Here is a 23231-nt window from a genome sequence, read left to right as displayed (position 1 = left end):
CAGAGGAATGGCATTGAGTTGGATATAAGATTGCGTTAAATTTAACAAGAGTTGTCTTGGAATAAGTTAGGGCGAGGCGGAGAAATATGTCAAGAATAAACTTGGAAAATGGCGGTAGCACCGCACAATCGGTCAGTGACCGCTTGCTGACGCTATTGAAAACCCGCGGCCCGCAGCAAGCTTCTGACGCAGGAAAGGTACTCGGCACCACCGGAGAGGCGGCCCGTCAACAGTTCGTCAAACTGGCGAAAGAGGGTCTGGTCGAAGCGGTGGCAGAAACGCGCGGCGTCGGCCGCCCGGTACAACTGTGGCATTTGACCGCCGCCGGCAACGCGCGCTTTCCCGACACCCATGCGGATCTGACGGTGCAACTGCTGCGCACCGTGCGCGACAAGCTGGGGGAACAGGCGATAGACGTGCTGATCGAAACCCGCGAGCAGGAAAATCGCATCAACTACAAACAGGCGATGATCGGCGCCGCCGATCTGCAAGAACGCGTGGCGCGGCTGACCGAGATCCGCTGCCGCGAAGGCTATATGGCCGAATGGCGCCGGGAGGAAGACGGCTCCTATTTGCTGGTGGAAAACCACTGCCCGATCTGCGCCGCCGCCGCCGTCTGCCAGGGCTTCTGCCGCGCGGAACTGAACATTTTCACCGAAGTGCTGCAGGCGCAGGTTGAACGCGCCGAACATATTCTGGCCGGCTCTCGCCGCTGCGCCTACCGGATTTCCGTCTCGTAAGACGGGTTTTTACCCGCGTTTTCAACCGGTACAGATAATTCTGCTTGTGCACCCCGCGCCTTCCCTTCTAAGGTTAAATTATCGAACATTCAGGCGAACAGCGGGCCTCGCGCCCGCCCTGACAAATCCGCCGGCTCGCTTAACGCGCGCGGCGGCAGAGTAACCCCACGGGAGTTGAACGATGAAGAAGCCGCATGCCGGATTCTGGCTGGCGACGCTGGGACTGGGCGTCTGCTGGCTGCTGGCGCTGCTGACTCGCGATCGGCTCAACGGCATCCTGCTGGCCGGCGCGGTGCTGGCGCTGATCTTTACCCCCGCCGCCCGCCGCAAAGGCGCGGCCCTGACCGCATTGGGCGGTATCGGTATGGATGGGTTGTGGAGCTACAGCGGCGTGCTGCACTACAGCGGGCAACACGGCCTGCCGCTCTGGACCATCGCGCTGTGGATCGGTTTCGGCTGCTGGTGGTATTGGCTGCTGGACGTGGTCAGAACAGCGCCCTGGCCGCTGGCGGTGTTGGGCGCCGCCGTCGGCCCCTTCGCCTACGCCGTATCCTGGAAGCTGGACGCATTGTTGCCCGGCGTACCGCCTGAGTTCATGCTGCTGCTGCTGGCCATCGGCTGGTCGATTTACCTGCCGGCCGTCAGTTGGTTGCAGTGGAAAAAACAGCGCGGCTGAACGGCTTTCGGCGGCCGGAAAAATAATGCCGAAAGCCATTGCTTATCGGTTGCCCGATCGGGTTTACTGAGCGTTCTAATAATAATCATCCCTGCAAAAACACATCCCTATGCTTAGCCAACAAAACCGTCGCGTGCTGCCGTTAATCGGGGCGTTGTTCACGTTATATATCGTTTGGGGTTCCACCTATTTCGTCATTCGTATCGGCGTCGCGCAGTGGCCGCCGCTGATGATGGCCGGCATTCGCTTTCTGATCGCCGGCATCGTGCTGTTCAGCTTCCTGGCGTGGCGCGGCCACGCGCTGCCAACGCCGAAGCAGTGGCTGGCCGCCGGTGCCATCGGCATTCTGCTGCTGGCGGTGGGCAACGGCCTGGTGACGGTGGCGGAACATCAACACGTGCCTTCCGGCATCGCCGCGGTGATGGTGGCGACGGTGCCGCTGTTCACCCTCTGCTTCAGCCTGCTGTGGGGAATGCGCAACACCAGGCTGGAATGGGCCGGCATCGCGCTCGGGCTGGTGGGTATCGTGCTGCTCAATACCGGCAACAATCTGGTGGGCAACCCGACCGGCGCGCTGTTGATTTTGCTGGCGTCGGCCAGCTGGGCCTTAGGTTCGGTGTTGGGCGCGCGCGTCTCGCTGCCGGCCGGGCCGATGGCCGGCGCGGCGGAGATGCTGGTCGCCGGCGTGGTGTTGTTGATCGCCAGTCAGCTGAGCGGCGAGCACCTGGTTCAGATGCCGAGCACCAGCGGCTTCCTGGCGCTGGGATATTTGGCCGTCTTCGGCTCCATGCTGGCGATCAGCGCCTATATGTTCTTGCTGAAGAACGTGCGCCCGGCGGTCGCCACCAGCTACGCCTACGTCAACCCGGTAGTCGCGGTGCTGCTCGGCATCGGCTTTGCCGGCGAATCGCTGGCGCCGCGCGAGTGGCTGGCGCTGGTGATCATCGTCGCGGCGGTGGTACTGGTAACGCTGGGGAAATACCTGTTCGCCCGCCCGGCCAGCGTGCAGGCTATCGACAGCGAACGGCAATGATCACAAAGGGCGGTCTGCGGGCCGCCGTTAAAAACGATTCTTGTTTCACCCGGCGAAGGGGCTATAATTCCCGCTGTTCCAAGCAACCTGCGAAATTATTCCTATGCTGAAAAAAGCGTTCGTCATCGTTATTGCCCTGTGCGCCTTCGGTTCTCTGGGCGGCGTGTTCCTCGCCGGGCTGAACATCTACACCCGTTCTACCACCCCGCACGAAGAAAGCGCGCCTGCCGCGGACGCCGCCGCCACGCCGGCGCAAACCGAGACCCTTCAGGCCAAGTGATCGTCCATCCAGCGCTGGCAGCGCTGCTGTAAAAAGCGCTGCAGCTGCCTGACGCGCTCCGACACCTGCGAGCGATGCGGGCAGACCAGATTGATCGGCACCGCGTCGCTGCGCCACTCCGGCAGCAGTTGCACCAACCGCCCGGCGCGAATGTCCGCCGCCACGTCGATCGCCGACTTGCGCACCACCCCGTGCCCAGCCAGCGCCCAGCGCCGCGCCACCTCGCCGTCATCGGTAAAATAGCTGCCGTTCAGCGGTAGTTCGACCAGCTCCTCACCGCGCCACAGCCGCCATTCCACCTGCCGTTTGCCGCTGGGTTGGTACACCAGAATGCTGTGCCGGGCCAAATCGGCCGGCGTTTGCGGCGTGCCGTGCCGCCGCAGGTAATCCGGGCTGGCACAGATCAGCCGCCGATGCTGCGGCAAGATAGGCAGCGCCACCAGCGAAGAGTCGGCCAGCGGCCCGAAACGCAACGCCACGTCCACCGGTTCGCGGAACAGATCGGCCTGCCGATCGTTGATCAGAAGCTGCAGCTGAATGTGCGGATGCTGTTGCCGGAACTCATCCAACCAGACCAACAGCAGATTGCGGCCGAAATCCGACGGCGCGGAAATCTGCAGCACCCCGGACAGCCCTTGATGCTTCTCGCGGATCGCCTGCTCCCCTTCGGCCAACGCCCCCAGCGCCAGGCGAGCGCTGTCGAGATAGCGGGCTCCCTCTTCCGTCAACCGCAGGCTGCGGGTGGAACGCACCAGCAGCCGCGCGCCCAGCTGCTGCTCCAGCCTTTTCACCGCGATGCTAGCCGCCGCCGGCGTCATATCCAGCGCGCGCGCCGCGGCGGAAAAACTGCCGCCGTCCACCGTGCGGACAAACACCTCGAGATCGACAAATGAGGTCATGCGTTTCCCTTCTTAGAGAGCCGGCTTTACGGCATAACGGATTGACGATAAAACGCCCAATAGTTATGATTAAGTCATAATAAATGGCGTTTTGATCAATGGATGAACACAATGGACTGGACTACATCCTTAGCCTGCACGGCACGCGGGTCAATCGTGAAGATGGCTATTGGTGGAAAATCGAGGCCTGGACGGTGACCCAAACCGCCTTTATCCCTCACAGCATCCATTACAATTTGACCCCGCATGATAACCACAATACCCGGGTTTTTGGCATAGACAACGCACATGCCATTAAAACCCCTCGCAAAGGAAAATTTTCAGGCCGCGTCGTTTACGATCATCAACATGATTCCCCGACGGACAAAGGCTCACCCTACGAGTTTTATTCCGCCTATCAGTTTTTTTACCCGGATAGACGAAGTCATACGCAAGAGAGAAAACCGAGGTTGATGATGAAAGCACTGATTGGCGTGATGCCTGAAGAACTGATTCGCAAGCGCATACTGGCGATCGCGAAAGGGGAATACCAGCCGCAGGAACGTGAACCCAAAGTCTGGTTCACGTCGATGATTGCGCTGGCCCAGGTGCTCAGCAACGAGAATATCGCCCTGCTGCGTCTGATCGACACCGCCCGCCCCGAGACCATCAGCCAGCTGGCCGAACTGTCTGGCCGCCAGGTCAGCAACCTGTCGACCACGCTGAAAACGCTGAGCGGGCACGGCCTGGTGGCACTGGAAAAACAGGGGCGCTCGGTAAAACCCCGGGCGCTGTTTACCGACTTCGAAATTATCGTGGATCAGAAGTTAAACGCCCGCTTTAGCGCTGCGTGATCTTTAAAAGATATTAATAAGTGTTTGTCAGCAAGGCCGATTGTTAGGTCATTTTCAATCAGGAAAGATAGATCCCGTTGAAACTTACCTTAAAAGAGGCCTTAACATGACGATTCCCGACTCCCCCCTGAAACGACAGAAATTGGTGATCCTGGGCGGTACCAGCGGCATTGGTGCCGCGGTGGCCTACGCGGCGGCGGCGCGCGGCGCTGAAGTGGTGCTGGCTTCGCGCCGCCTTCCCCACGCCGGGGAGAAAAACGACGCGCTGCGCCTGATGCAGGCCGATCTGACCGATGAAGCGTCGCTGCGCGCGCTGTTCGCCGCCGTCGGCGCTTTCGACCATCTGGTGATCACCGCCGGGCCGCTGGTGGAGGCGAAGCCGCTGGCGGAGACCGCCATTGAAAGGGCGCAGGCCGACTTCAACGTTAAATTCTGGGGCAGTTTGCGCGCGGTGCAGGCGGCGCTGCCGACCCTGGCGCCACAGGCTTCCATCACCCTGACCTCCGGCCAGCTGGCGCGTAAATACCTCGGCGGCCAGCTGGTCAAAACCGCCATCAACGCCGCGCTGGAAGCAGTCGGCAAACAGTTGGCGAAGGAGTTGGCACCGCGGCGGGTGAACGTAGTCAGCCCCGGCATTACCGCCACCGAAGCCTACGGCGGCATGAGTGCCGCACAGCGTCAAGCGCTGTTCGAGCGGGTGAGCGGCAGCCTGCCGGTCGGTAGGGTCGGCCAGGCGGCCGACGTCGCGGCGGGTTACCTGCTGGCGATGGAGAACGGCTTCATCACCGGCAGCGTGATCGACATCGACGGTGGCGGCCTGCTGTAACGGCGCTTAAAGCGCCGTCACGCCCTGCGCGGCGGCCTGCTGTTCCAACACGGTAATAATCTGGTAAGCCGAACGCGACACCAGGCTGAAATCGCCGATCAGCAGGCTGTCGCTGACCGCCTCATCCAGCATCGCTCGGGCGCCGGCGCGCAGAATTTCCACCTGTTCCGGCGGCGTGCCCACTGCTGTGATCAGCGGCAGGCCGGGCACCGCCGCCGTGCGGCCGATAATTTTCAGCCCCTCCAGCGCCCGCGGCTGCGCGCGGCGCAGCAGTTCCATGCTGATCGAATCGATGGCGGCAATATCCGCCTGCCCGCTGCGGATCAGCTTCAACGACTGATAATGCGCGCCGGAGGCGATAGCCGTACCGAAGAATTTCCCATCCTGCGCCAGCGGCGCAATCAGCGCGCGCAGGCCGTTGTAGCCGGACTGGGAGTCGGTGCTGTTATAGGCCGCCGTTCGGCCGCGAAAATCCGCCAGCCGTTCGCCGGGATCGTCGGCGCGCACCACCAGCCAGCTGCGGTAATTCGGCCCGTCGCATCCTTCAACCCGGTAATGGTAAGTGCCGATCAGCTGCACCTGCGGCAAGATGCTGACCAACGGATAACCACAGGTTTGGCTGAGCAGCAGATCGTCACGCCGCCAGTGCTGCGCCAGATCGTCCGGCCAGCTGAGCCGCTCCGGCGCCGCCGGCAGCCCCAGCCGCAGCAGCTTGGCGCGCAATACCTGCCAGAAGGATTCGGCCTGCTCCCGGCCAACGCCGTACATCGGTAGAGACACCTGCATCATTTCCCCCTTACCCCGCCGGAGTGATCGCCAGCGTCTGCTGACGCCAGGCGGTGAGATAACGCACCCAACGTTCGAACAGCATATCGGTGATAATAGCCAACAACGCCACCACCGCCGCGCCCTGGATCACATAGGCGGTGTTAAAACCGCTCAGGCCGATGATGATCGGCGAGCCGAGCGTCTTGGTGCCGACGGTGGAAGCGATGGCCGCCGTGCCGATGTTGATGATCACCGAAGTCCGGATCCCCGCGACGATCACCGGCGCTGCCAGCGGCAATTCAACCCGCCACAGAATTTGCCAGGCGCTCATCCCCACGCCACGGGCGATCTCGCGCGTGGCGGGCGGCACCGATTCGATGCCCACCAGCGTGCCCTGCAGGATTGGCAGCAGGCCGTACAGCACCAGCGCAATGATCGCCGGCTGCTCGCTGAAACCCATCACCGGTACCGCTACCGCCAGCACCGCCACCGGCGGGAAGGTCTGCCCCACCGCCACCACCGTTTCCACCAGTGAACGAAACTCCCGACCGCTGCGCCGGGTCACGGCCACGCCCGCCGCCACGCCGATCGCCACCGCGATCAGGCTGGAGATTGCCACCAGCGACAGGTGCGCCCCCACCAGCGCGATAAAGCTGTCCTGCTGATAAATGGGCCGATCCAGATCGGGAAACCAGGCGGCGAACAGACCGCGCAGACGATCCATGCCGAACACCAGCGCCAACAGCAGCGCCAGCGTCCAGGGCAGCGGATCGCGCAGCAGGCGCCGGATGCGCCCGCTCATGACAGCGCCTGCCCGGCGATCAGATCGGTGAAGTGCAGGACCCCCAACGCTTCGCCCCGTTCATCCACCACCGGCAGGCAGTCGCTGCCGCGCGCCACAAACACCGACAGCGCCTCGCGCAGGCTCATGGCGGCGGCGATGGGTTCGCCCTCGGCAGCGCCGGGCCGCACCCGCTCCGCCACCGTCCCCAGCGACAGCAATTTGATACCGCGATCGCTGCGCCCGAAGAAATCGCGCACGAAGTCGTTGGCCGGTGCAGTCAGCAACGCCAGCGGCGTGCCCTGCTGCACCACCCGCCCCTGATCGAGCAGCACCAGGCGATCCGCCAAGCCCAGCGCTTCGTCGATGTCGTGCGTCACCAGCACGATGGTGCGACCAGAAAGCTGATGAATGCGGGCAATCTCCGCCTGCAGCGCCGCACGGGTGACCGGATCCAGCGCGCCGAACGGCTCGTCCATCAACAACACCTCCGGATCGGCGGCCAGCGCGCGCGCCACCCCCACCCGCTGCTGCTGCCCGCCGGACAACTGGTGCGGATAGCGGCGGCGAAACAGCTCCGGCTCCAGATGCAACAGCTCCAGCAGTTCGGTAACCCGATCGCGAATGCGCGCGCGCGGCCATTTCAGCAGCTGCGGCACGGTGGCGATGTTCTCCTCCACCGTCCAGTGCGGAAACAGGCCGATCGACTGGATCGCATAGCCCATGCGCCGCCGCAGCTCCTGCGGTTTGAACGACTGGATCTCTTCGCCGGCAAAGAGAATCTTGCCCCGATCGTGTTCGATCAGGCGATTGATCATTTTTAACGTCGTGGACTTGCCGGAGCCTGAGGTGCCGATCAACACGGTGAATTCGCCCTCGGCGATGTGCAGCGTAAGATCGTCTACCGCCGGCTTGCCCTGAAAAATTTTGCTGACTTGCTCAAAGTGAATCATCGGCGCGACACGTCCAGGATTGAAACCCAAAATTTAAACAGCGAATCGACAATGACCGCCATCATGACCACCGGGATCACCCCCAGCAGAACCAGATCCAGCGCGCTGCTGAGCAACCCCTGGAACACGATGGCGCCAAAACCGCCGGCGCCGATCAGCGCCGCCACCACCGCCATACCGACGGTTTGCACCGCCAGGATGCGCACGCCGGTCAGGAACAGCGGCAGCGCCAACGGCAGCTGCACGCGCAGAAAAATCTGCCCGCGCGTCAGCCCCATGCCGGTGGCGGATTCGATCACCCCGGCCGGCACGCTTTGCAGCCCCGCCACCACGCTGCGCACCAGCGGCAACAGCGCATACAGCACCAGCGCCACGATCGCCGGTGCCATGCCGATGCCGCTGACGCCGTGCTCCGCCAGCCAAGGCATCGCCGCCGCCAGCCCCGCCAGCGGCGCGATCAGCAGGCCAAACAGCGCGATGGACGGCACGGTCTGGATAATGTTCAGCGCGGAGAAAATCGGCCGCTGCCAGCGTTCGGAACGAAAACACAGCACCCCGAGCGGCACGCCGATCGCCAGCGCCGGCGCCATCGTCGCCAGCAGAATGGTCAAGTGCTGCAGCAGCGCGGCGTCAAACACCTCCTGCCGATTGTAGTACTCCTTCAGCAGCGACAGCTGATCGAGCTGATGCCCGAACAGCAGCAGCGCCGGTGGCACCAGCACCAGCGCGTTGCCCAGCATGCGCCGCAGGTGCGACGCGGTGAGGCGCGTCATGGCGTCGGCGGCGATCAGCAGGCTCAGCGCCATCGTCAGCCAACATCCGCTGCCCCAGGAGGTGCGCGCCAGGCGCGATCCCTCCTGGGCCAGGCGCTCGGCGGCCTGCCCGCTGATCCAGAAGGCCAGCGTCAACACCCCGCAGGCGGCCAGCGCCGCCAGCAGCGCCCGCCCCCACGTCGGCGGCAACAGGCTGAGGATCGCCAATGCCGCCAGCGGCAACAGCAGCCACAGCGCCGGGCCGTGCAGCAGGGAGAACAAGGAGAGGCTTTTGCCCGACAACAGGCGATTGGGGGCATAGCTGAGGAACGGCAGGCCGAAAGCGGCCAGCAGCAACAGCATGAACAGCGTCAACAAGACGCGATGTTTTACGGCGATAGTCAAAGAAACGCTCCAGCTCCCTCGGTTTACCCCCTCTCCCGGCGACAAAGGGGGCACCTCGGCATTATCCCTTAACAAACCCTTTCTCTTTCAGGTAAGCGGCCGCCACCTGTTTGGCGTCCTGCCCTTCCACGGCGATCTGTGCGTTGAGTTTTTGCAGCGTCGGCCCGTCCAGCGAAGCGAACACCGGCTTCAGCAGCTCAGGCAGATTGGTGTGCGCCTTCAGCGCCGCTTCGCGCACGATCGGCGCCGGCGCGTAGATTGGCTGTACGCCTTTGGGATCCGCCAGCGTCTGCAGCCCCAGTGCCGCCACCGGGCCATCGGTGCCGTAGGCCATCGCCGCGTTGACGCCGGAGGTCTGCTCCGCCGCCGCCTTGATGGTCACCGCCGTATCGCCGCCGGCCAAGGACAGCAGCTGATCCTGATTCAGTTTGAAGCCGTAGGCGTTCTGGAACGCCGGCAGCGCATCCGGCCGCTCGATGAATTCCGCCGAGGCCGCCAGCTTGAATTTGCCGCCGCCGTTGATCCACTTGCCGAGATCCGACAGCGTCTTGAGGTGGTTGGCCTCCGCCACGTCCTGACGAATGGCGATGGTCCAGGTATTGTTGGCCGGCGCCGCGTCCAACCAGACGATTTTGTTCTTGTCATAGTCGAGCTGCTTCACCTTCTCGAAGCCGGCCTGGGCGTTCTTCCACGCCGGATCTTTCTCATCGGAGAAGAAAAATGCGCCGTTGCCGGTGTATTCCGGGTAGATGTCGATCTCGCCGGACGTGATGGCGCCGCGCAGCACCTTGGTAGTGCCGAGCTGCAGCTTGTTGGTAGTCTTGATGCCGTTGGCTTCCAGCACCTGCACGATGATGTTGCCAAGCAGCGAACCTTCGGTGTCGATCTTGGAGCCGACGCGCACCGAGTCGGCCGCCTGCGCCAGGCTGCCGGTAGCCAGCAGGGCCAGCGCGACGGCAAAGGAACGTCCGCGTGATAGGGTAATTGCCATACTTTTCCTCTGGTTATACGTTTTCCGGCTCATGGGCCAGTTAGGTTGGAAAATCCTGAGAAACGCGCTTCCAGCGCGCAATAAATTTTTCTGTCGGCAGGGCATCGCGTTCATCCTGCGGCTCACCGGCGCGCAACGGATGCACGCCGACCGCGATCGGCGTCACGGCGTAATCACGCAGCCACTCGCCATAGCCTTGCGCGACGAATTGCTGGCTGCGCCGCTGATACGCCTCGCGCTCCGCCAGATAGACTTCGCGCAACCCATACCAGGGCAGGCCGGGCAGATCGTGATGCACTAAATGGTAGTTCAGATTGAGAAACAGCAGCCGCCACGGCCAACCCGCCTCATTAATAATAGAACGTGCCTGCGGTGCGTCCACGGCGCGGTGCTCAAAAAACGATCTCACCTTGGTCAGCGCCAACGCCGGGTAGCTGATGACCAGCAGGTAAAACGCCGCGCCGATGCCCTGTGCCTGCAGCCAGTTAAGCAGCGTCGCCAACAGCGACAAATGCCCCCCCCACATCGCCCAGGCGCGCCACTCCCCACCGGCGAGCGCTTTCACCGCTCCGGCCAGGGTCGCGGCGATATCCAGCGCCGGGCCGAAAAGCACTCGGCCGATCAGCGTATTGCGCACCGCAACCAGCCGCGGCAGTAAACGGGGAAAACGCCGCCACTGCGCGGCGGTAAAGTAGTAGCTTTCGGGATCTTCGTGCGGATCGGTCAGGTGGTCGTTGCGGTGGTGGCGCAGATGCGAATCGCGATACAGGCCATAGGGGTACCACACCGCCAACGGCAACAGGCCGAACAGCTGATTGACGCGCGGCCAGCGCGTCGGATGGCCGTGGATCAACTCGTGTTGCAGCGACAGGTACCAGGTGGTCAGCAGGATCAACAGCGGCGCGCCAAGCCACGGGCCCAGCGTTTGCCACCCAAGCGCCACGCCGAACCAGCCGCCGTACACCGCCGCCATGATGCCCCAGGTGGGCAGCTCCAGCCGCCAATGCCGGCGCCGATAAAGCTGCCGGATCCGTTCGCGCTGTTCGGGGTGCAAATAGTGGGCGTGGGACATGCTGCGGCTCGCGGTGAGAGATTTTCCCCCAGTATCCGTGAGCCGTAGCGGCGTTCAAAATAACGAAAATGGCAAAGCTAAGTGAAAATTCAGCGGGTTGCGTACGCGTAAAAGCGAAAAAACGGGCCGCGCAGACGATAATATCAGTCAGTTAAACCTAACTGGCATTTTTTATCCCATCTTTGTATGTTTTGTGTAGCCTGAATTGCCGTAAATGTTCCGCATTTCTCTGTTACTACAATGAACGGCAATTGGAGGGGCCGAAGGCGCGGCCCCTCCACCCGCGCCTTCGCTTAACACCGTCTGTCCGCTGTGCGGATACCCTCGCCGCGTCTGCATTGTCGGGCGGGTCGGCTGCGACAAACGTCCCTGTTAGTCTCGCCTCAACCGGCCTTCCCTGGCCGGTTGCCCCTGACAACGCCGTCTTGCTCGGCAGCCGGTGATGCGCACCAAAGGTCAACCCCGTGCTGGCAGATACCGGGCAACCCGTCCTTTATGAGGTTATGGCAGAGAAGAGGAATCGGAGATGAGCACCGTATTGGACGCCCTTGAAGACGCCGAACGCAGGCATAGCGCATTAGGCGAAACCGCCATGGACGGCGGTTTCAGGTGAGACAGGCAGGGACGCCTGTCGCAACCGGCCTCAATGCGGTATGGCGGAGGGAGGGGAGTTGGCAAAGCCAACCGTCTGATAGGGCAAAGGCGCGGGTTGCCAGGGGCCGCGCCTTTCGGCCCCTGGCTCGGTCGAGGTGCAGGAGCCTCATGATGCACCTCTCATTTATCGACCGAAAACGTCACGAGTACTTCAAAAAAACGCTAACTGACAAGCATTAGCCGCGCAGGCGGCCCGTCCGTTACCTCCCTTCAGGGAACGAAATCGAGCACCACGGCGTTGAACAGCGCGTACTCGGTGGCGTTGGCCATCGGCGGAAACTGCGCGTGCTGCACCGCCGCGCTCGCCGCTGCGCACAGCGGTGCGTCGCCTCTTACGATCTTGCTGCTCGCCAGCTTGCCGTTCGGTCGCAGCCGAATGCTGATGGTGCAACGTTGGCCGCGCGCGTGTTCCGGCAAGCGCAGCGCGCGGCTCACCGCGTTATGCACCCGCACCGGATAGCTGAGCGGTGCCGTGGCCCGCGCCTCGGCCTGCGGCTCCGGCAACAGGGTGCCGGCCTGACGCCCGGCGCCGCAGCCGCTCAGCAGCAACAGCGCCAACAGGCTTAGTGTTTTTTTCATTCCCGATGTCCTTATTGGGGGGATTCATCCTTATCGCGCGGCCCTCACTGCGCCACCGGGTAAGCCTCGCCGTCATCCGCGTAACGCTGCAGCCGCTCGCGCCACCACTTGGCCGCCAGACCGCTGGCACTTTCCCGCCAGCCGAAATAGGCAACATCGCTACAGCGCTCAGATTCGACGCGTTTTGCCACCAGTTCGCCGCTGTTCAGGTAAGGTTCAGCCAGAGAACGCGGCAGATAGCCGCAGCCCAGCCCGGCCAACTGCGCCTGCAGCTTGGCGTCGAAGCCGTAGACCGTCAGCGTATCCTGCTCCTCCAGCAGGTTCAGGCTCTGCGGCGCGTTGACTCGCGAGGTGTCGCGCACCACCACCGCACGGTGCTGACGGATTTCGTCCTTCGGCAACGGTTCCGGCAGCGCCGCCAGCGGATGCTGCGGCGCGACGGCGAACACGTAATCCAGCTGGCCCAAGCGGCTGAAGGCATAGCCCACCCGCGACGGCGGCTCGCAGATGGCGCCGATGATAATGTCGGCGCAGCCATAAACCAGCGACTCCCAGGAGCCGGCCAGCACCTCGTGGCTGAAACGCAGCCGGGTATGGTGATGTTGCCGATAGAACTCGTCGATCAGCGGCAACAGGCGGGCAAACGGGAAAGAGGCGTCGATCCCGAGCGTAATCTCGCTTTCCCAGCCGTTCTCCACGTAGCGCGCCTGCTGCTCCAAATCCTGCGCCGCCCGCAGCAGCACCCGCCCTTTCTCCAGCATCAGCTTGCCGGTGTCGGTGAATTTCGCCCGGTGGCCGGAGCGGTCCAGCAGGGTGATGTCGAGATCGTTCTCCAGCTTCTGCACCATATAGCTCAGCGCCGAAGGGGTTTTAAACAGTGCGGCGGCCGCGGCGGCGAAAGACCCGTGCCGGTCCAGCGCGTCCAAAATCAGCAGCGCTTCCAGGTTTAATCTCATGCTTCCTCCCGTGTATAAAAAAACTCAACAAGTCGGCAAAAATTCTGCGCTATCTTTGAAATCGCCCTCTGCCTACCATGGGTTTTATCGGCGTTACACTCATCAGATGTTTAACCGAAATATCATTGGGAAGGTAAATTATGTCCAAGTTTCAACTGCTTGATAAAGACAACTCCGCACTGATTTTTATCGATCACCAGCCGCAAATGGCCTTCGGCGTAGCTAATATTGATCGCCAGCAACTGAAAAACAACGTTGTCGGTTTAGCGAAGGCGGGCAAGATTTTCAACGTGCCAACCCTTTTCACCTCGGTCGAAACCGAAAGCTTCAGCGGCTATATCTGGCCGGAACTGCTGGCGGTGCATCCTGAAATCACCCCGATTGAACGCACCTCGATGAACTCCTGGGAAGACGCGGCCTTCGTCAAAGCCGTGGAAGCCACCGGCCGCAAAAAGCTGGTGATCTCCGCGCTGTGGACCGAAGTGTGTCTGACCTTCCCGGCGCTGATGGCGCTGGAAGCCGGCTATGAAGTGTATGTGGTGACCGACACCTCCGGCGGCACCTCCGTCGATGCGCACGAACGTTCGATCGACCGCATGGTGCAGGCCGGCGCCGTGCCGGTGACCTGGCAGCAGGTGCTGCTGGAGTACCAGCGCGACTGGGCGCGCAAAGACACCTACGACGCGGTGATGGCGCTGGTGCGCGAACACAGCGGCGCGTACGGCATGGGCGTCGACTACGCTTACACCATGGTGCACCACGCACCGGCGCGCACGGTGAAATAATCCCCCTTGCCCCGGCCCTGCGCCGGGGTATTTTCAGGAGTCGGTTTTATGGCCCATCCGCAGCATGTCACGCTGGTGATCACCCACCGTTTGGCGCCGGGGAACGAACAGGCCTATGAGGCCTGGCTGAACCGCATCATGCCGGACGCCGCGGGTTTCACCGGCCATTTGGGCGTCAACGTGATTCGCCCTTCCGGCGACGAGCAGGCGTATACGGTGTTGGTCCGCTTCGACAACCTCGACAACCTGTACCGCTGGATCCACTCACCGCTGCGCAAGCAATACATCGAAGAAGTCACCCCGCTGTTGCTGGAGAGCGACCATATCGAGATCCGCCCCGGCGCGGAGTTCTGGTTTACCCCGCCCAGCCCCAGCGTGAGCCAGCCTCCCCAGTGGAAGCAGTTCATCATCACCCTACTGGTGATTTTCCCTTCCACCAATCTGGTGCCCTGGTTTTGGGGGCAGGTGCTGCCGCAGTTGGACGGCACGCTGCTCGGCCATTTTCTCAATGACGCCACCGTGGTCGCCCTGGTGGTGTACCTGTGGATGCCTATCGTGACTCGCGTTTTTCATCAATGGCTGACCCGCCGCTAGGCGGTTCGCCGGGAGAATGTTATGAACCACCACGCTTCATTGATCATCACCAACGGCAAGTTTCACACCGTCGATCGTCAACACCCCACCGCGCAGGCGGTCGCCATCCGCGACGGCAAATTTCTGGCGGTCGGCAGCGAAAGCGAAGTCATGCAGCACGCCGGGCCGGAAACCCAGGTGATCGATCTGCACGGCCACACCGCCATTCCGGGCCTGAATGATTCGCACCTGCACCTGATCCGCGGCGGCCTGAACTACAACCTGGAGCTGCGCTGGGAAGGCGTACCTTCGCTGGCCGACGCCCTGCGCATGTTGAAAGAGCAGGCGCTGCGCACCCCGAGCCCGCAGTGGGTGCGGGTGGTCGGCGGCTGGACCGAGTTCCAGTTCGCCGAGCGCCGCATGCCGACGCTGGACGAGATCAACCAGGCGGCGCCGGACACGCCGGTGTTTATTCTGCACCTCTACGATCGCGCGCTGCTCAACCGCGCGGCGCTGAAGGTGGTCGGCTACACCAAAGACACGCCGAACCCGCCGGGTGGCGAGATCCAGCGCGACGCCAACGGCAACCCGACCGGCATGCTGATCGCCAAACCCAACGCCATGATCCTGTACGCCACGCTGGCAAAAGGGCCGAAGCTGCCGCTGGAACAGCAGATCAACTCCACCCGCCAGTTTATGCGTGAGCTGAACCGACTGGGCCTCACCAGCGCCATCGACGCCGGCGGCGGCTTCCAGAACTACCCGGAGGATTATCAGGTGATCGCCGAGCTGCACGAGAAAAAGCAGCTGACCATCCGCATCGCCTATAACCTGTTCACCCAGCGGCCGAAGCAAGAGCTGGAAGATTTCGAGCTGTGGACCGACATGCTCAAGCCGGGCCAGGGTACCGACTTCTATCGCCACAACGGCGCCGGCGAGATGCTGGTGTTTTCCGCCGCTGACTTCGAAGACTTCCTGCAGCCGCGCCCGGACCTGCCGCCAGGCACCGAAGACGAGCTGGAGCGAGTGGTGCGCCATCTGGTCGAACACCGCTGGCCGTTCCGCCTGCACGCCACCTATAACGAGTCCATCAGCCGCATGCTGGACGTGTTCGAGAAGGTGAACCGCGACATTCCGTTCAACGGGCTGCACTGGTTGTTCGACCATGCCGAGACCATTACCGAACGCAACATCGAGCGGGTCAAGGCGCTGGGCGGCGGCATTGCGGTGCAGCATCGCATGGCGTTCCAGGGCGAGTATTTCGCCGACCGCTACGGCATCGAAGCCACCAAACACACGCCGCCGGTGGCGAAAATGCTGGCGGCTGAACTGCCGGTTGGGCTGGGCACCGACGCCACCCGCGTCGCCAGCTACAACCCGTGGACGGCGCTGTACTGGCTGGTTTCCGGCCGTACCGTCGGCGGCATGGCGATGTACGACGACAACGCCCGGCTGGATCGCGAAACGGCGCTGATGCTGTGGACGCAGGGCAGCGCCTGGTTCTCCACCGAACAGGGCAAGAAGGGGCAGATCAAGGTCGGCCAACTGGCGGATTTGGCGGTGCTGTCGCAAGACTACTTCAGCGTGCCGGAAGAGCAGATCAAAGGCATCGAGTCGGTGATGACGGTGGTGGATGGCAAGGTGGTCTACGCCGCCGGCAGCTTCTCGCCGCTGGCGCCGCCGCCGCTGCCGGTACTGCCGGAGTGGTCGCCGGTCACCCAGGTGCCGGGCCACTACCGCTCCGCGCCGCCGTCGGCGGCGGCCAGAGTCGGCGTACTGAGCCAGGCGCACCAATGCTGCGGCCCGTGCGGCGTGCATGCGCACCAGCATGACATCGCGCGCCGCTCCAGCATCCCGGTGTCGGATGAGAACGCCTTCTGGGGCGCGTTCGGCTGTTCGTGCTTCTCGTTCTAAGTTGCCAGGCCCACATCTTATTAGGCAACTAACTTAATAAGCTGTTAAGTTATCAGCATAATAAATTAATGGCGCTGTCCACCGGAGAGCGCCATTTCATTTTCAATCGCGGTTGATATCCAGCCAGCGCCGCTGTTCGGCGGAGGCGGCTATCGCGTCCAGCACGCAGGACACCTTCCAGCCCTCTTCAAAGTCCGGCCACATGCGGTCGCCCGCGGCGATGCCGTTGACCAGATCGCGGATCTCCACCGTCTTCTGATCGTTAAAGCCGATGCCGTGCCCGGCGCTGATGCAGAACGCCGCGTAGTCCGGGTGTTTCGGCCCCACCAGCAGCGTTTTGAACCCCTGCCGCTCCGCCGGTTCATCGTGCCGATACAGCTTCAGCTCCGCCATCCGCTCCTGGGTATAGCTCAGCGTGCCTTTGGTGCCGGTGACCACATAGGTCAGCCCCATCTTGCGCCCGCAGGCGATGCGCGAGGTTTCGATAGTGCCCATCGCGCCGCCGGCAAAACGCAGCAGCGCGCTGGCCTGATCTTCGTTTTCCACCGGGTGCAGGCGCGCCGGATCTTGTGGGTCCGGGCGCTGCGTGATCACGGTCTGCATATCGCCGGAAACCGCCACGATATCGCCCACCAGGTAGTGCGCCATATTGACGATGTGCGCCGCCAGATCCCCCAGCGCGCCCAGCCCGGCGCTGGCGCGGCGGCAGTGCCAGTCTATCGGCGTACGCGGGTCGGCCAGATAATCCTCATTGTGGGTGCCGTAAAAATGCACCACCTCGCCGATTTCGCCATTGGCGATGATCTCACGCGCCAGCTGGCTGGTTGGGTTCTTCATGTAGTTGAAACCAACCAGCGTTTTCACGCCCTTGGCGCGGGCGGCCTGCACCATCTCCGCCGCGTCGGCGGCGTCCAGCGCCAGCGGCTTTTCCGAATACACGTGCTTGCCGTGGCGGATCGCCTCCAGCGCCATCTCTTTGTGCAAGAAGTTGGGGGCGCAGATGTCCACCACGTCGATCGCCGGGTCGGCCACCAGTTGGCGCCAATCGCCGGTCGAACGCGCAAAACCGAACTCGCCGGCGCGCTGCGCCGCCAGCTCGGGCGTCACTTCCGCCAGCATCTCCAGCACCAGCTCCCCTTTCAGAGGAAAGACCGTGGCGGCCTGCGCATAGGCGATAGCGTGACAACGCCCGATATAACCGGTGCCGATTAACCCAACGCGTACCTGTTTCATCATTTTCTCCCGTGATCGAAATCCTGCGTATAACAAGGCGCCGCTCAATGAAACGCGCCGTCTGATAACGGGTTTATATGGAATATAAATTTCAATAACAAGCGCACGGGAAAATAAAATTCAGATTCGTGATGCCGTTCATGAAACGTTGACGGGATGATGCAACGAGGAAATCCGGACGCGGCGTTGCCGTATCCGGATCAGGAAAAATGAATCGTTTATTTCATATCACGCTAAACCGTTGGCGCCGTGCTGCACGTAGCCAGGGCGTTGCAGCAAACACTGTTGATAGGCCGCCAGCGCCGCATAATCCGGCCGTTCGAACGGCGTCATCAGCCAGCGATTCAGCGACAGCCCCAGCACCACGTCCGCCAGCGTGAAGGTGGCACCGGCGGCATAAGGGCCGTGCTGCGCCAAATGCCTATCCAGCAACCCCATCAGCCGGTTCCACTCGCGTTCGGCGGCGGCCAGGCCGGCGGCATCCTGATAATCCGCATGCCCACGCACCCGCGACATGAACACATAGCGCCAGGCGCCGTTCAGATCGGTGGCCTGCCAGTCCATCCACATTTCCACCGCCGCGCGCGCGCCGGGTTCCTGCGGCAGCAGATCGCGGCGCCCTTCCCGCCCAGCAAGATAGCGGCAGATGGTGTTCGACTCCCACAGCACCCGCTCGCCGTCGATCAGCACCGGCACCAGGCCGTTGGGGTTCAGCGCCAGAAATGCCGGCTCCTGCGTAGAGCGAAAGCCGCTGCCCCAGTCCTCCCGTACCAACGGCAGCCCCAGCTCCTGGCTGGTCCATAACACCTTGCGCACGTTTATCGATGAAGCCTTGCCCAAAACTCTCAGCATCGGTTTTCCTTATTCCAGCCAAAACGGTTTGCCGCCTTCCTGCCGCGCCTGTGCCCGCGTCAGGCCGATATCCGCCAGCTGCCTGTCGTCCAGCAACAACAGCGAGCGGCGCGTGCGGTAACGTTGCAGATACAGATGCCAGCGTGGCCCACCAGCCCGGCGCCGCGTCGGCGCACCATCAAACAGAGTCATCTTGTTATTCTCCCTGATGTTTTCGCGTTGCATTCATCATGCTCGCCGGGAGAAGAACAATACAGATTCACACTGGCGCTATTTTTTTCATACAGTTGCGCCAAAAAATCCGCTGAATGGTTTACTTTTAAGGCATCTGTACCGGTTTTTTTAATCCATTACCCCGACGAGAGGCCTCTGTATGACACGCTACGCCACCCTGGCCGCCATTCTCAGCCAACGCATTCAGCAAGGGTTGTATCCGGCCGGCCATCGCCTGCCTTCGGTGCGCACGCTGAGCCAGGAGCACGGCGTCAGCATCAGCACGGTGCAGCAAGCCTACCGTTTGTTGGAGGAACAGCGCCTGGTAGAGGCGCGGCCGAAATCGGGCTACTTCGTGCATGCGCGCCGTATGCAGGCCGAACTGCCCGCCATGACGGCGCCGGTGCAGCGGCCGGTGGACATTTCGCAATGGGAACAGGTGCTGGAGCTGGTGCGTAGCCGGCCGCGCGAGGGCCTGATCCAGCTGGGGCGCGGCATGCCGGATATCGCCGAACCGACGATGAAACCGCTGATCGTCGCCCTGCGCAACGCTGCCCGCCACGGCGACCTGCGCAGCCTGTATTACGACAGCATTCAGGGCGTGGCGGCGTTGCGCGAGCAGGTTGCCCGCCTGCTGCTGGATTCCGGCTGCCGAATTGGCGCCGATCAGCTGCTAATCACCACCGGCTGCCAGGAAGCGATCTCCGCCGGGCTGCGCGCCGTTTGCCAACCCGGCGACATCGTGGCGGTCGATTCCCCCTGTTTCCACGGCACCATGCAGACGCTGAAGGGCCTGGGTATCAAGGCGTTGGAAATCCCTACCGACCCGCTTACCGGCGTCAGCCTGGCGGCGCTGGAGATGGCGCTGGAACAGTGGCCGGTCAAGGCCATCCTACTGACGCCCAACTGCAACAATCCGCTGGGCTACATCATGCCCGACGCCCATAAACAGCGGCTGCTGACGCTGGCGCAGCGCCACGACGCGGCGATTATCGAAGACGATGTCTACGGCGACATCGCCTATCACTACCCGCGGCCGCGCACCATCAAATCGTTCGACGAAGACGGCCGCGTGCTGCTGTGCAGCTCGTTTTCCAAAACGCTGGCGCCGGGGCTGCGCGTAGGCTGGATCGCCCCCGGCCGCTACCTGGAGCGCGTGCTGCACATGAAGTTCATCGGCTCCGGCGCCACCGCCACCCAGCCACAGCTGGCGATCGCCGAATTCATTCGCGGCGGGCACTATTTGCAGCACCTGCGGCGCATGCGTGCCCGCTACCAGCAGAACCGCGATCGGATGACCGATTGGATCCTGAAATATTTCCCGGCCGGCACCCGCGTCAGCCGGCCGCGCGGCGGTTTTATGCTGTGGATCGAACTGGACGAGGCGTTCGATACCCTGCGGCTGAACCGCCATCTCGAACAGCAAGGCGTACAGATCGCCGTCGGCAGCATTTTTTCCGCCGCCGGCAAATACCGCAACTGCCTGCGCATCAACTACGCGCCGGCGCTGACGGCCGAGATAGAACAGGCGGTACAGCGGGTCGGCGCCACCATCCAGCGGCTGATGCCGAGCGACGTGCTGACGCCAACGGACTAAGTCTTGCCGCAGGCGGCGAAGATCGGCGCTGCCATCAGGCTGAAGATCCTGCTATGTTATAGCCGCGCGCGCGGGCCGCCGGTGCCCGCGTTTCCGCCACTGCACCCGAGACACACGACATGTCGCCCAAAATCCTTATCAGCGCCTGCCTGGCCGGTTTCAAAGTTCGTTACAACGGCTCCGACAAACCTTTGCTAGACGCCACGCTGCAACGCTGGCGGCAAGAAGGCCGGCTGATCGTTTGCTGCCCGGAACTGGCCGCCGGTTTTTCCACGCCCCGCCCTTCGGCGGAAATCACCCCTGGCGGCGATGGCGCCGCAGTGCTCGTACAGCAAGCTCGGGTGAGAGAATCCAGCGGCGGCGACGTCACGGCACACTATCTGCTTGGCGCTCAGCTGGCGCTGGACACGGCTCGCCACCACGGTTGCCGCTTCGCCTTGTTGACCGACGGCAGTCCTTCCTGCGGCAGCCAGCTGATCTACGACGGCGCCTTCAGTGGCCATACCAAACCCGGCAGCGGCGTCACCGCCGAGCTGCTGCGCCAGCACGGCATTGAAGTTTTCTCCGATCGACAACTGCCGGCATTGATTGCACGAGTGGAAGGTGGCCGGCAACCTCAGACGGACTGAAGCAAAAACTCCGCCACCCGGCGGCGCAGATGCTCGATACCCTGCGGATGGTGAATGAACCGTTCCACCGGCATCATCCGCCAGCGCTGGCCTTCATCGCCGAAGCGTATGGCGGCGATCTGCACCGGGGCAATCTCGCCGGCCATAAACCAGGTCGGCGGGTAGCCGGGCAGAATGCCGTCGTAACGCCGCCGCCAGGTCACCTGGCATTCGGCGATCGCCACACCGAACTCCTCCTGCGTTTCCCGCTGCACGCACTGCAGCGGCGTTTCGCCGTTTTCCCGCCCGCCGCCGGGCAGATCCCACATGCCGGGCCAGGGAATGCCCGGCTTGTCGTCCCGTTGATAAACCAGCAACCGGCCGCCGCACAGCAGCGCGATCTTGGCCCCGTCAAACGCCCGATCCGTCATGTTTTCTCTGCTCCCCGCCAAGCCCCTTTGACTGAACATCATACTTCATCCCCGCGCGGCCTGGTGTATAGTGAAAATCCGTTTTCACAACAGGCGAACAATGACGATGAACTCTCCGTTTCTGGTGACCCCCCAATGGCTTGCACAACATATCAACGATGAAAATCTGGTGGTGATCGACGTCCGGATGTCGCCGGCAGGGTTGACGCCGAAGAAAGATATGCTTGCCGAATTCGAACGCGGCCATATTCCGGGCGCAGTCTATTTCGATATCGACGAGGTGGCGGACAAAAACACCGCGTTGCCGCACATGCTGCCGACGGCGGCGGAATTCGGCGCGGCGGCGGGCAAGCTGGGCATCAGCGAACGCGATACCCTGGTGATTTACGATGAAGGCAACCAGTTCTCCGCGCCGCGCGGCTGGTGGACCTTCCACAATTTCGGCGCCCACCGCGTTTACGTGCTGGACGAAGGGCTGAACGGCTGGACCGCGCTGGGACAGGCGCTGGAAACCGGTTCGGCGCAGCCTGCGCCGCAGACGTTCAACGCCCGATTCAACGCCGAAGCGGTAGTGGATATGCAGCAAGTGGAGCAGGCATTAGGCACGCCGGTGCAAATTCTCGACGCGCGCGCCGCGCCGCGTTTCTATGCCGAAGCGCCTGAGCCGCGCCCCGGCCTGCACCGCGGCCATATTCCCGGCAGCATCAACATTCCGTACGGCGAGCTGCTGGAGAACGGCCGCTTCAAATCGTTGGAAGCGCTGCGCCAAACCTTCAGCGACAAGGGCGTGGACATCAACGGCCCGATCATCACCAGCTGCGGCTCCGGCGTGACGGCGGCGGTGCTGGCGTTCGGCCTGCTGTCGCTCGGCGCACCGCAGGTCACGCTGTATGACGGTGCCTGGAGCGAATGGGGCCAGCTGAGCGGCAAGCAGCCTATCGCCAAAGATTAGGTTTCGATCCGCTCGACCACGATCTGCGCCAGCCGCTGTACGGCGGCGGAAGGCTGATCCTCGGCGCGGTGCAGCACCACGCCGAGTTGGCCGAGGGCGGGCAGCAGATCGGGGGCCAGCGGCGCCAGACCGTGCGGCAAACCGGCCGCGGCCCGCACCGTAACGCCCAATCCGGCGCTCACCGCCGCCCACACGCCGTTCAGGCTGCGGCTGGTAAAAGCGATGCGCCAGGGAATGCCGGCGCGATCCAGCGCCTGCGTCGCCGCGCTGCGCATCAGGCAGGGTGCGTCGAACATCACCAACGGCAGCGGCTCATCCCCTTCCCGCCAGGTCGCCAACGCGAAGCCGGGCGAAGCGATCCAGTGCAACTGCCGCTGCCCCAGCGCCTGATGAAACGGCGTGCTCAGGCCGCCATCCCACGCCAGCGACAGATCCAGCTGGCCTTTCAGCACCCAATCGATCAGCTCGGCATTGCGTGCGATGCGCGCCTCAATGCGCACCTTCGGGTTGGCGCGCGCGAAGCTGCCCAATACCTGCGGCAGAAACGTCTCGCCGAAATCCTCCTGCAGCCCCAGCCGCACCGTGCCCTGCAAATCCAGCCCGCGCACCGCGGCGGCGGCTTCGTCATTGAGCTCCAGCAGACGGCGCGCGTAGCCGAGCAGGGTTTCCCCCGCTTCGGTCATCACCATGCCGCGCCCGGCTTTACGCAGGATCGGTGCGCCGACCTGCTGTTCCAGTTTTTTCAGGTGGGCGCTGACCGCCGACGTCGAGCGCCCCAGCCGTTCGGCCGCTTTGGCGAAGCTGCCCAGCTCGACGCCGGTGACGAAGCTGCGTAAATCCTCGAGATCGAACGTTATTCGCCCCATGCTAACCAT

The 23231-nt window shown here is 63.0% G+C and carries 26 protein-coding genes; 12 read left to right on the top strand and 14 right to left on the bottom strand.

Annotated features, from left to right (window positions below):
* The first annotated feature begins 86 nt into the window (after positions 1 to 86).
* The 4 genes from BHU62_RS05485 to BHU62_RS25190 all read left to right on the top strand — a co-directional run bounded on the left by BHU62_RS05485 (position 87) and on the right by BHU62_RS25190 (position 2729).
* Positions 87 to 740 carry a helix-turn-helix transcriptional regulator gene (locus tag BHU62_RS05485; RefSeq protein ID WP_073529575.1) on the top strand — a complete coding sequence of 218 codons (654 nt, stop codon included), beginning with the start codon at positions 87 to 89 and terminating at the stop codon, positions 738 to 740.
* Positions 741 to 921: 181 nt separating this feature from the next.
* Entirely contained in the window at positions 922 to 1416 is a 495-nt protein-coding gene (locus BHU62_RS05480; RefSeq protein WP_073529574.1) for a DUF2878 domain-containing protein, read from the top strand.
* A 109-nt stretch (positions 1417 to 1525) separates the two neighbouring features.
* A complete protein-coding gene (gene yedA / locus BHU62_RS05475; RefSeq protein WP_073529573.1) occupies positions 1526 to 2449 on the top strand; it encodes a drug/metabolite exporter YedA in 924 nt (307 codons plus the stop codon).
* A 103-nt stretch (positions 2450 to 2552) separates the two neighbouring features.
* A complete protein-coding gene (locus BHU62_RS25190; RefSeq protein WP_171971294.1) occupies positions 2553 to 2729 on the top strand; it encodes a hypothetical protein in 177 nt (58 codons plus the stop codon).
* On the opposite strand, the gene BHU62_RS05470 is transcribed toward BHU62_RS25190, so the two are convergent.
* Positions 2717 to 3628: a LysR family transcriptional regulator gene (locus BHU62_RS05470; RefSeq protein WP_073529572.1), complete on the bottom strand. Its 912-nt coding sequence runs from the start codon at positions 3626 to 3628 to the stop codon at positions 2717 to 2719. The two genes, BHU62_RS25190 and BHU62_RS05470, sit on opposite strands and share 13 nt — an antisense overlap.
* Before the next feature lie 455 nt (positions 3629 to 4083).
* Here BHU62_RS05470 and BHU62_RS05460 point away from each other — a divergent pair, with 455 nt between their 5' ends.
* Together BHU62_RS05460 and BHU62_RS05455 are read left to right on the top strand one after the other, a co-directional pair.
* Positions 4084 to 4461 (top strand): MarR family transcriptional regulator, encoded by a 378-nt coding sequence (locus BHU62_RS05460; RefSeq protein ID WP_049201211.1) that lies wholly within the window; start codon positions 4084 to 4086, stop codon positions 4459 to 4461.
* 106 nt (positions 4462 to 4567) lie between these two features.
* Complete coding sequence (locus BHU62_RS05455) at positions 4568 to 5287, top strand: SDR family oxidoreductase (protein WP_073529571.1); 720 nt, start codon at positions 4568 to 4570, stop codon at positions 5285 to 5287.
* Positions 5288 to 5293: 6 nt separating this feature from the next.
* Here BHU62_RS05455 and BHU62_RS05450 read toward each other — a convergent pair whose 3' ends face one another.
* The 8 genes from BHU62_RS05450 to BHU62_RS05415 all read right to left on the bottom strand — a co-directional run bounded on the left by BHU62_RS05450 (position 5294) and on the right by BHU62_RS05415 (position 13198).
* The gene (locus BHU62_RS05450) at positions 5294 to 6055 is read right to left on the bottom strand and encodes a phosphate/phosphite/phosphonate ABC transporter substrate-binding protein (protein ID WP_078062022.1); all 762 of its coding nucleotides are present in this window, start codon (positions 6053 to 6055) and stop codon (positions 5294 to 5296) included.
* Between the two features lie 28 nt (positions 6056 to 6083).
* The gene (locus BHU62_RS05445; protein WP_073529569.1) at positions 6084 to 6857 is read right to left on the bottom strand and encodes an ABC transporter permease; all 774 of its coding nucleotides are present in this window, start codon (positions 6855 to 6857) and stop codon (positions 6084 to 6086) included.
* A complete protein-coding gene (locus tag BHU62_RS05440; protein WP_073529568.1) occupies positions 6854 to 7789 on the bottom strand; it encodes an ABC transporter ATP-binding protein in 936 nt (311 codons plus the stop codon). The genes BHU62_RS05445 and BHU62_RS05440 overlap by 4 nt, the downstream gene beginning before the upstream one ends.
* Positions 7786 to 8946: an ABC transporter permease gene (locus BHU62_RS05435; protein WP_073529567.1), complete on the bottom strand. Its 1161-nt coding sequence runs from the start codon at positions 8944 to 8946 to the stop codon at positions 7786 to 7788. Before BHU62_RS05435 ends, BHU62_RS05440 begins: the two co-directional genes overlap by 4 nt.
* Positions 8947 to 9007: 61 nt before the next feature.
* Positions 9008 to 9937, bottom strand: a complete 930-nt coding sequence (locus BHU62_RS05430) for an ABC transporter substrate-binding protein (protein ID WP_073529566.1) — start codon at positions 9935 to 9937, stop codon at positions 9008 to 9010.
* Positions 9938 to 9977: 40 nt separating this feature from the next.
* The gene (locus tag BHU62_RS05425) at positions 9978 to 11009 is read right to left on the bottom strand and encodes a fatty acid desaturase (protein ID WP_073529565.1); all 1032 of its coding nucleotides are present in this window, start codon (positions 11007 to 11009) and stop codon (positions 9978 to 9980) included.
* Positions 11010 to 11873: 864 nt separating this feature from the next.
* Positions 11874 to 12242 carry a cell envelope integrity TolA C-terminal domain-containing protein gene (locus tag BHU62_RS05420; RefSeq protein ID WP_073529564.1) on the bottom strand — a complete coding sequence of 123 codons (369 nt, stop codon included), beginning with the start codon at positions 12240 to 12242 and terminating at the stop codon, positions 11874 to 11876.
* Positions 12243 to 12286: 44 nt separating this feature from the next.
* Positions 12287 to 13198, bottom strand: a complete 912-nt coding sequence (locus BHU62_RS05415) for a LysR substrate-binding domain-containing protein (RefSeq protein WP_073529563.1) — start codon at positions 13196 to 13198, stop codon at positions 12287 to 12289.
* A 140-nt stretch (positions 13199 to 13338) separates the two neighbouring features.
* On the opposite strand from BHU62_RS05415, the gene BHU62_RS05410 reads away from it, so the two are divergent.
* Genes BHU62_RS05410 through BHU62_RS05400 form a run of 3 tightly spaced genes read left to right on the top strand, consistent with a single transcriptional unit; the run spans position 13339 to position 16470 of the window.
* On the top strand, positions 13339 to 13983 hold the full coding sequence (locus BHU62_RS05410; protein ID WP_004939390.1) for a hydrolase: 645 nt from the start codon (positions 13339 to 13341) through the stop codon (positions 13981 to 13983).
* 48 nt (positions 13984 to 14031) lie between these two features.
* On the top strand, positions 14032 to 14577 hold the full coding sequence (locus BHU62_RS05405) for an antibiotic biosynthesis monooxygenase (protein WP_073529562.1): 546 nt from the start codon (positions 14032 to 14034) through the stop codon (positions 14575 to 14577).
* A gap of 21 nt (positions 14578 to 14598) precedes the next feature.
* Complete coding sequence (locus BHU62_RS05400; protein ID WP_073529561.1) at positions 14599 to 16470, top strand: amidohydrolase; 1872 nt, start codon at positions 14599 to 14601, stop codon at positions 16468 to 16470.
* Between the two features lie 102 nt (positions 16471 to 16572).
* Here BHU62_RS05400 and BHU62_RS05395 read toward each other — a convergent pair whose 3' ends face one another.
* From BHU62_RS05395 to BHU62_RS05385, 3 genes are all read right to left on the bottom strand, one after another.
* The gene (locus BHU62_RS05395) at positions 16573 to 17703 is read right to left on the bottom strand and encodes a Gfo/Idh/MocA family protein (RefSeq protein WP_073529560.1); all 1131 of its coding nucleotides are present in this window, start codon (positions 17701 to 17703) and stop codon (positions 16573 to 16575) included.
* Between the two features lie 228 nt (positions 17704 to 17931).
* Positions 17932 to 18555: a glutathione S-transferase family protein gene (locus tag BHU62_RS05390; protein ID WP_073529559.1), complete on the bottom strand. Its 624-nt coding sequence runs from the start codon at positions 18553 to 18555 to the stop codon at positions 17932 to 17934.
* 9 nt (positions 18556 to 18564) lie between these two features.
* The gene (locus tag BHU62_RS05385; protein WP_073529659.1) at positions 18565 to 18747 is read right to left on the bottom strand and encodes a DUF1127 domain-containing protein; all 183 of its coding nucleotides are present in this window, start codon (positions 18745 to 18747) and stop codon (positions 18565 to 18567) included.
* A 181-nt stretch (positions 18748 to 18928) separates the two neighbouring features.
* Between BHU62_RS05385 and BHU62_RS05380 the strand changes: the two genes are divergently transcribed.
* Entirely contained in the window at positions 18929 to 20365 is a 1437-nt protein-coding gene (locus BHU62_RS05380; RefSeq protein ID WP_073529558.1) for a PLP-dependent aminotransferase family protein, read from the top strand.
* Between the two features lie 119 nt (positions 20366 to 20484).
* Complete coding sequence (locus BHU62_RS05375; RefSeq protein ID WP_073529557.1) at positions 20485 to 20994, top strand: DUF523 domain-containing protein; 510 nt, start codon at positions 20485 to 20487, stop codon at positions 20992 to 20994.
* On the opposite strand, the gene BHU62_RS05370 is transcribed toward BHU62_RS05375, so the two are convergent.
* Complete coding sequence (locus tag BHU62_RS05370) at positions 20982 to 21404, bottom strand: NUDIX hydrolase (RefSeq protein ID WP_073529556.1); 423 nt, start codon at positions 21402 to 21404, stop codon at positions 20982 to 20984. The two genes, BHU62_RS05375 and BHU62_RS05370, sit on opposite strands and share 13 nt — an antisense overlap.
* A gap of 106 nt (positions 21405 to 21510) precedes the next feature.
* Between BHU62_RS05370 and sseA the strand changes: the two genes are divergently transcribed.
* Positions 21511 to 22356 (top strand): 3-mercaptopyruvate sulfurtransferase, encoded by an 846-nt coding sequence (gene sseA, locus BHU62_RS05365; protein ID WP_073529658.1) that lies wholly within the window; start codon positions 21511 to 21513, stop codon positions 22354 to 22356.
* Here the strand turns inward: sseA and BHU62_RS05360 are convergent.
* Positions 22353 to 23222 (bottom strand): LysR substrate-binding domain-containing protein, encoded by an 870-nt coding sequence (locus BHU62_RS05360; RefSeq protein WP_073529555.1) that lies wholly within the window; start codon positions 23220 to 23222, stop codon positions 22353 to 22355. The genes sseA and BHU62_RS05360 overlap by 4 nt on opposite strands.
* Between the last annotated feature and the right edge of the window lie 9 nt (positions 23223 to 23231).

The organism is Serratia marcescens, from assembly GCF_001902635.1.
Taxonomy (GTDB): domain Bacteria; phylum Pseudomonadota; class Gammaproteobacteria; order Enterobacterales; family Enterobacteriaceae; genus Serratia; species Serratia marcescens_F.
This window is presented reverse-complemented; position numbering and strand designations above follow the sequence as displayed.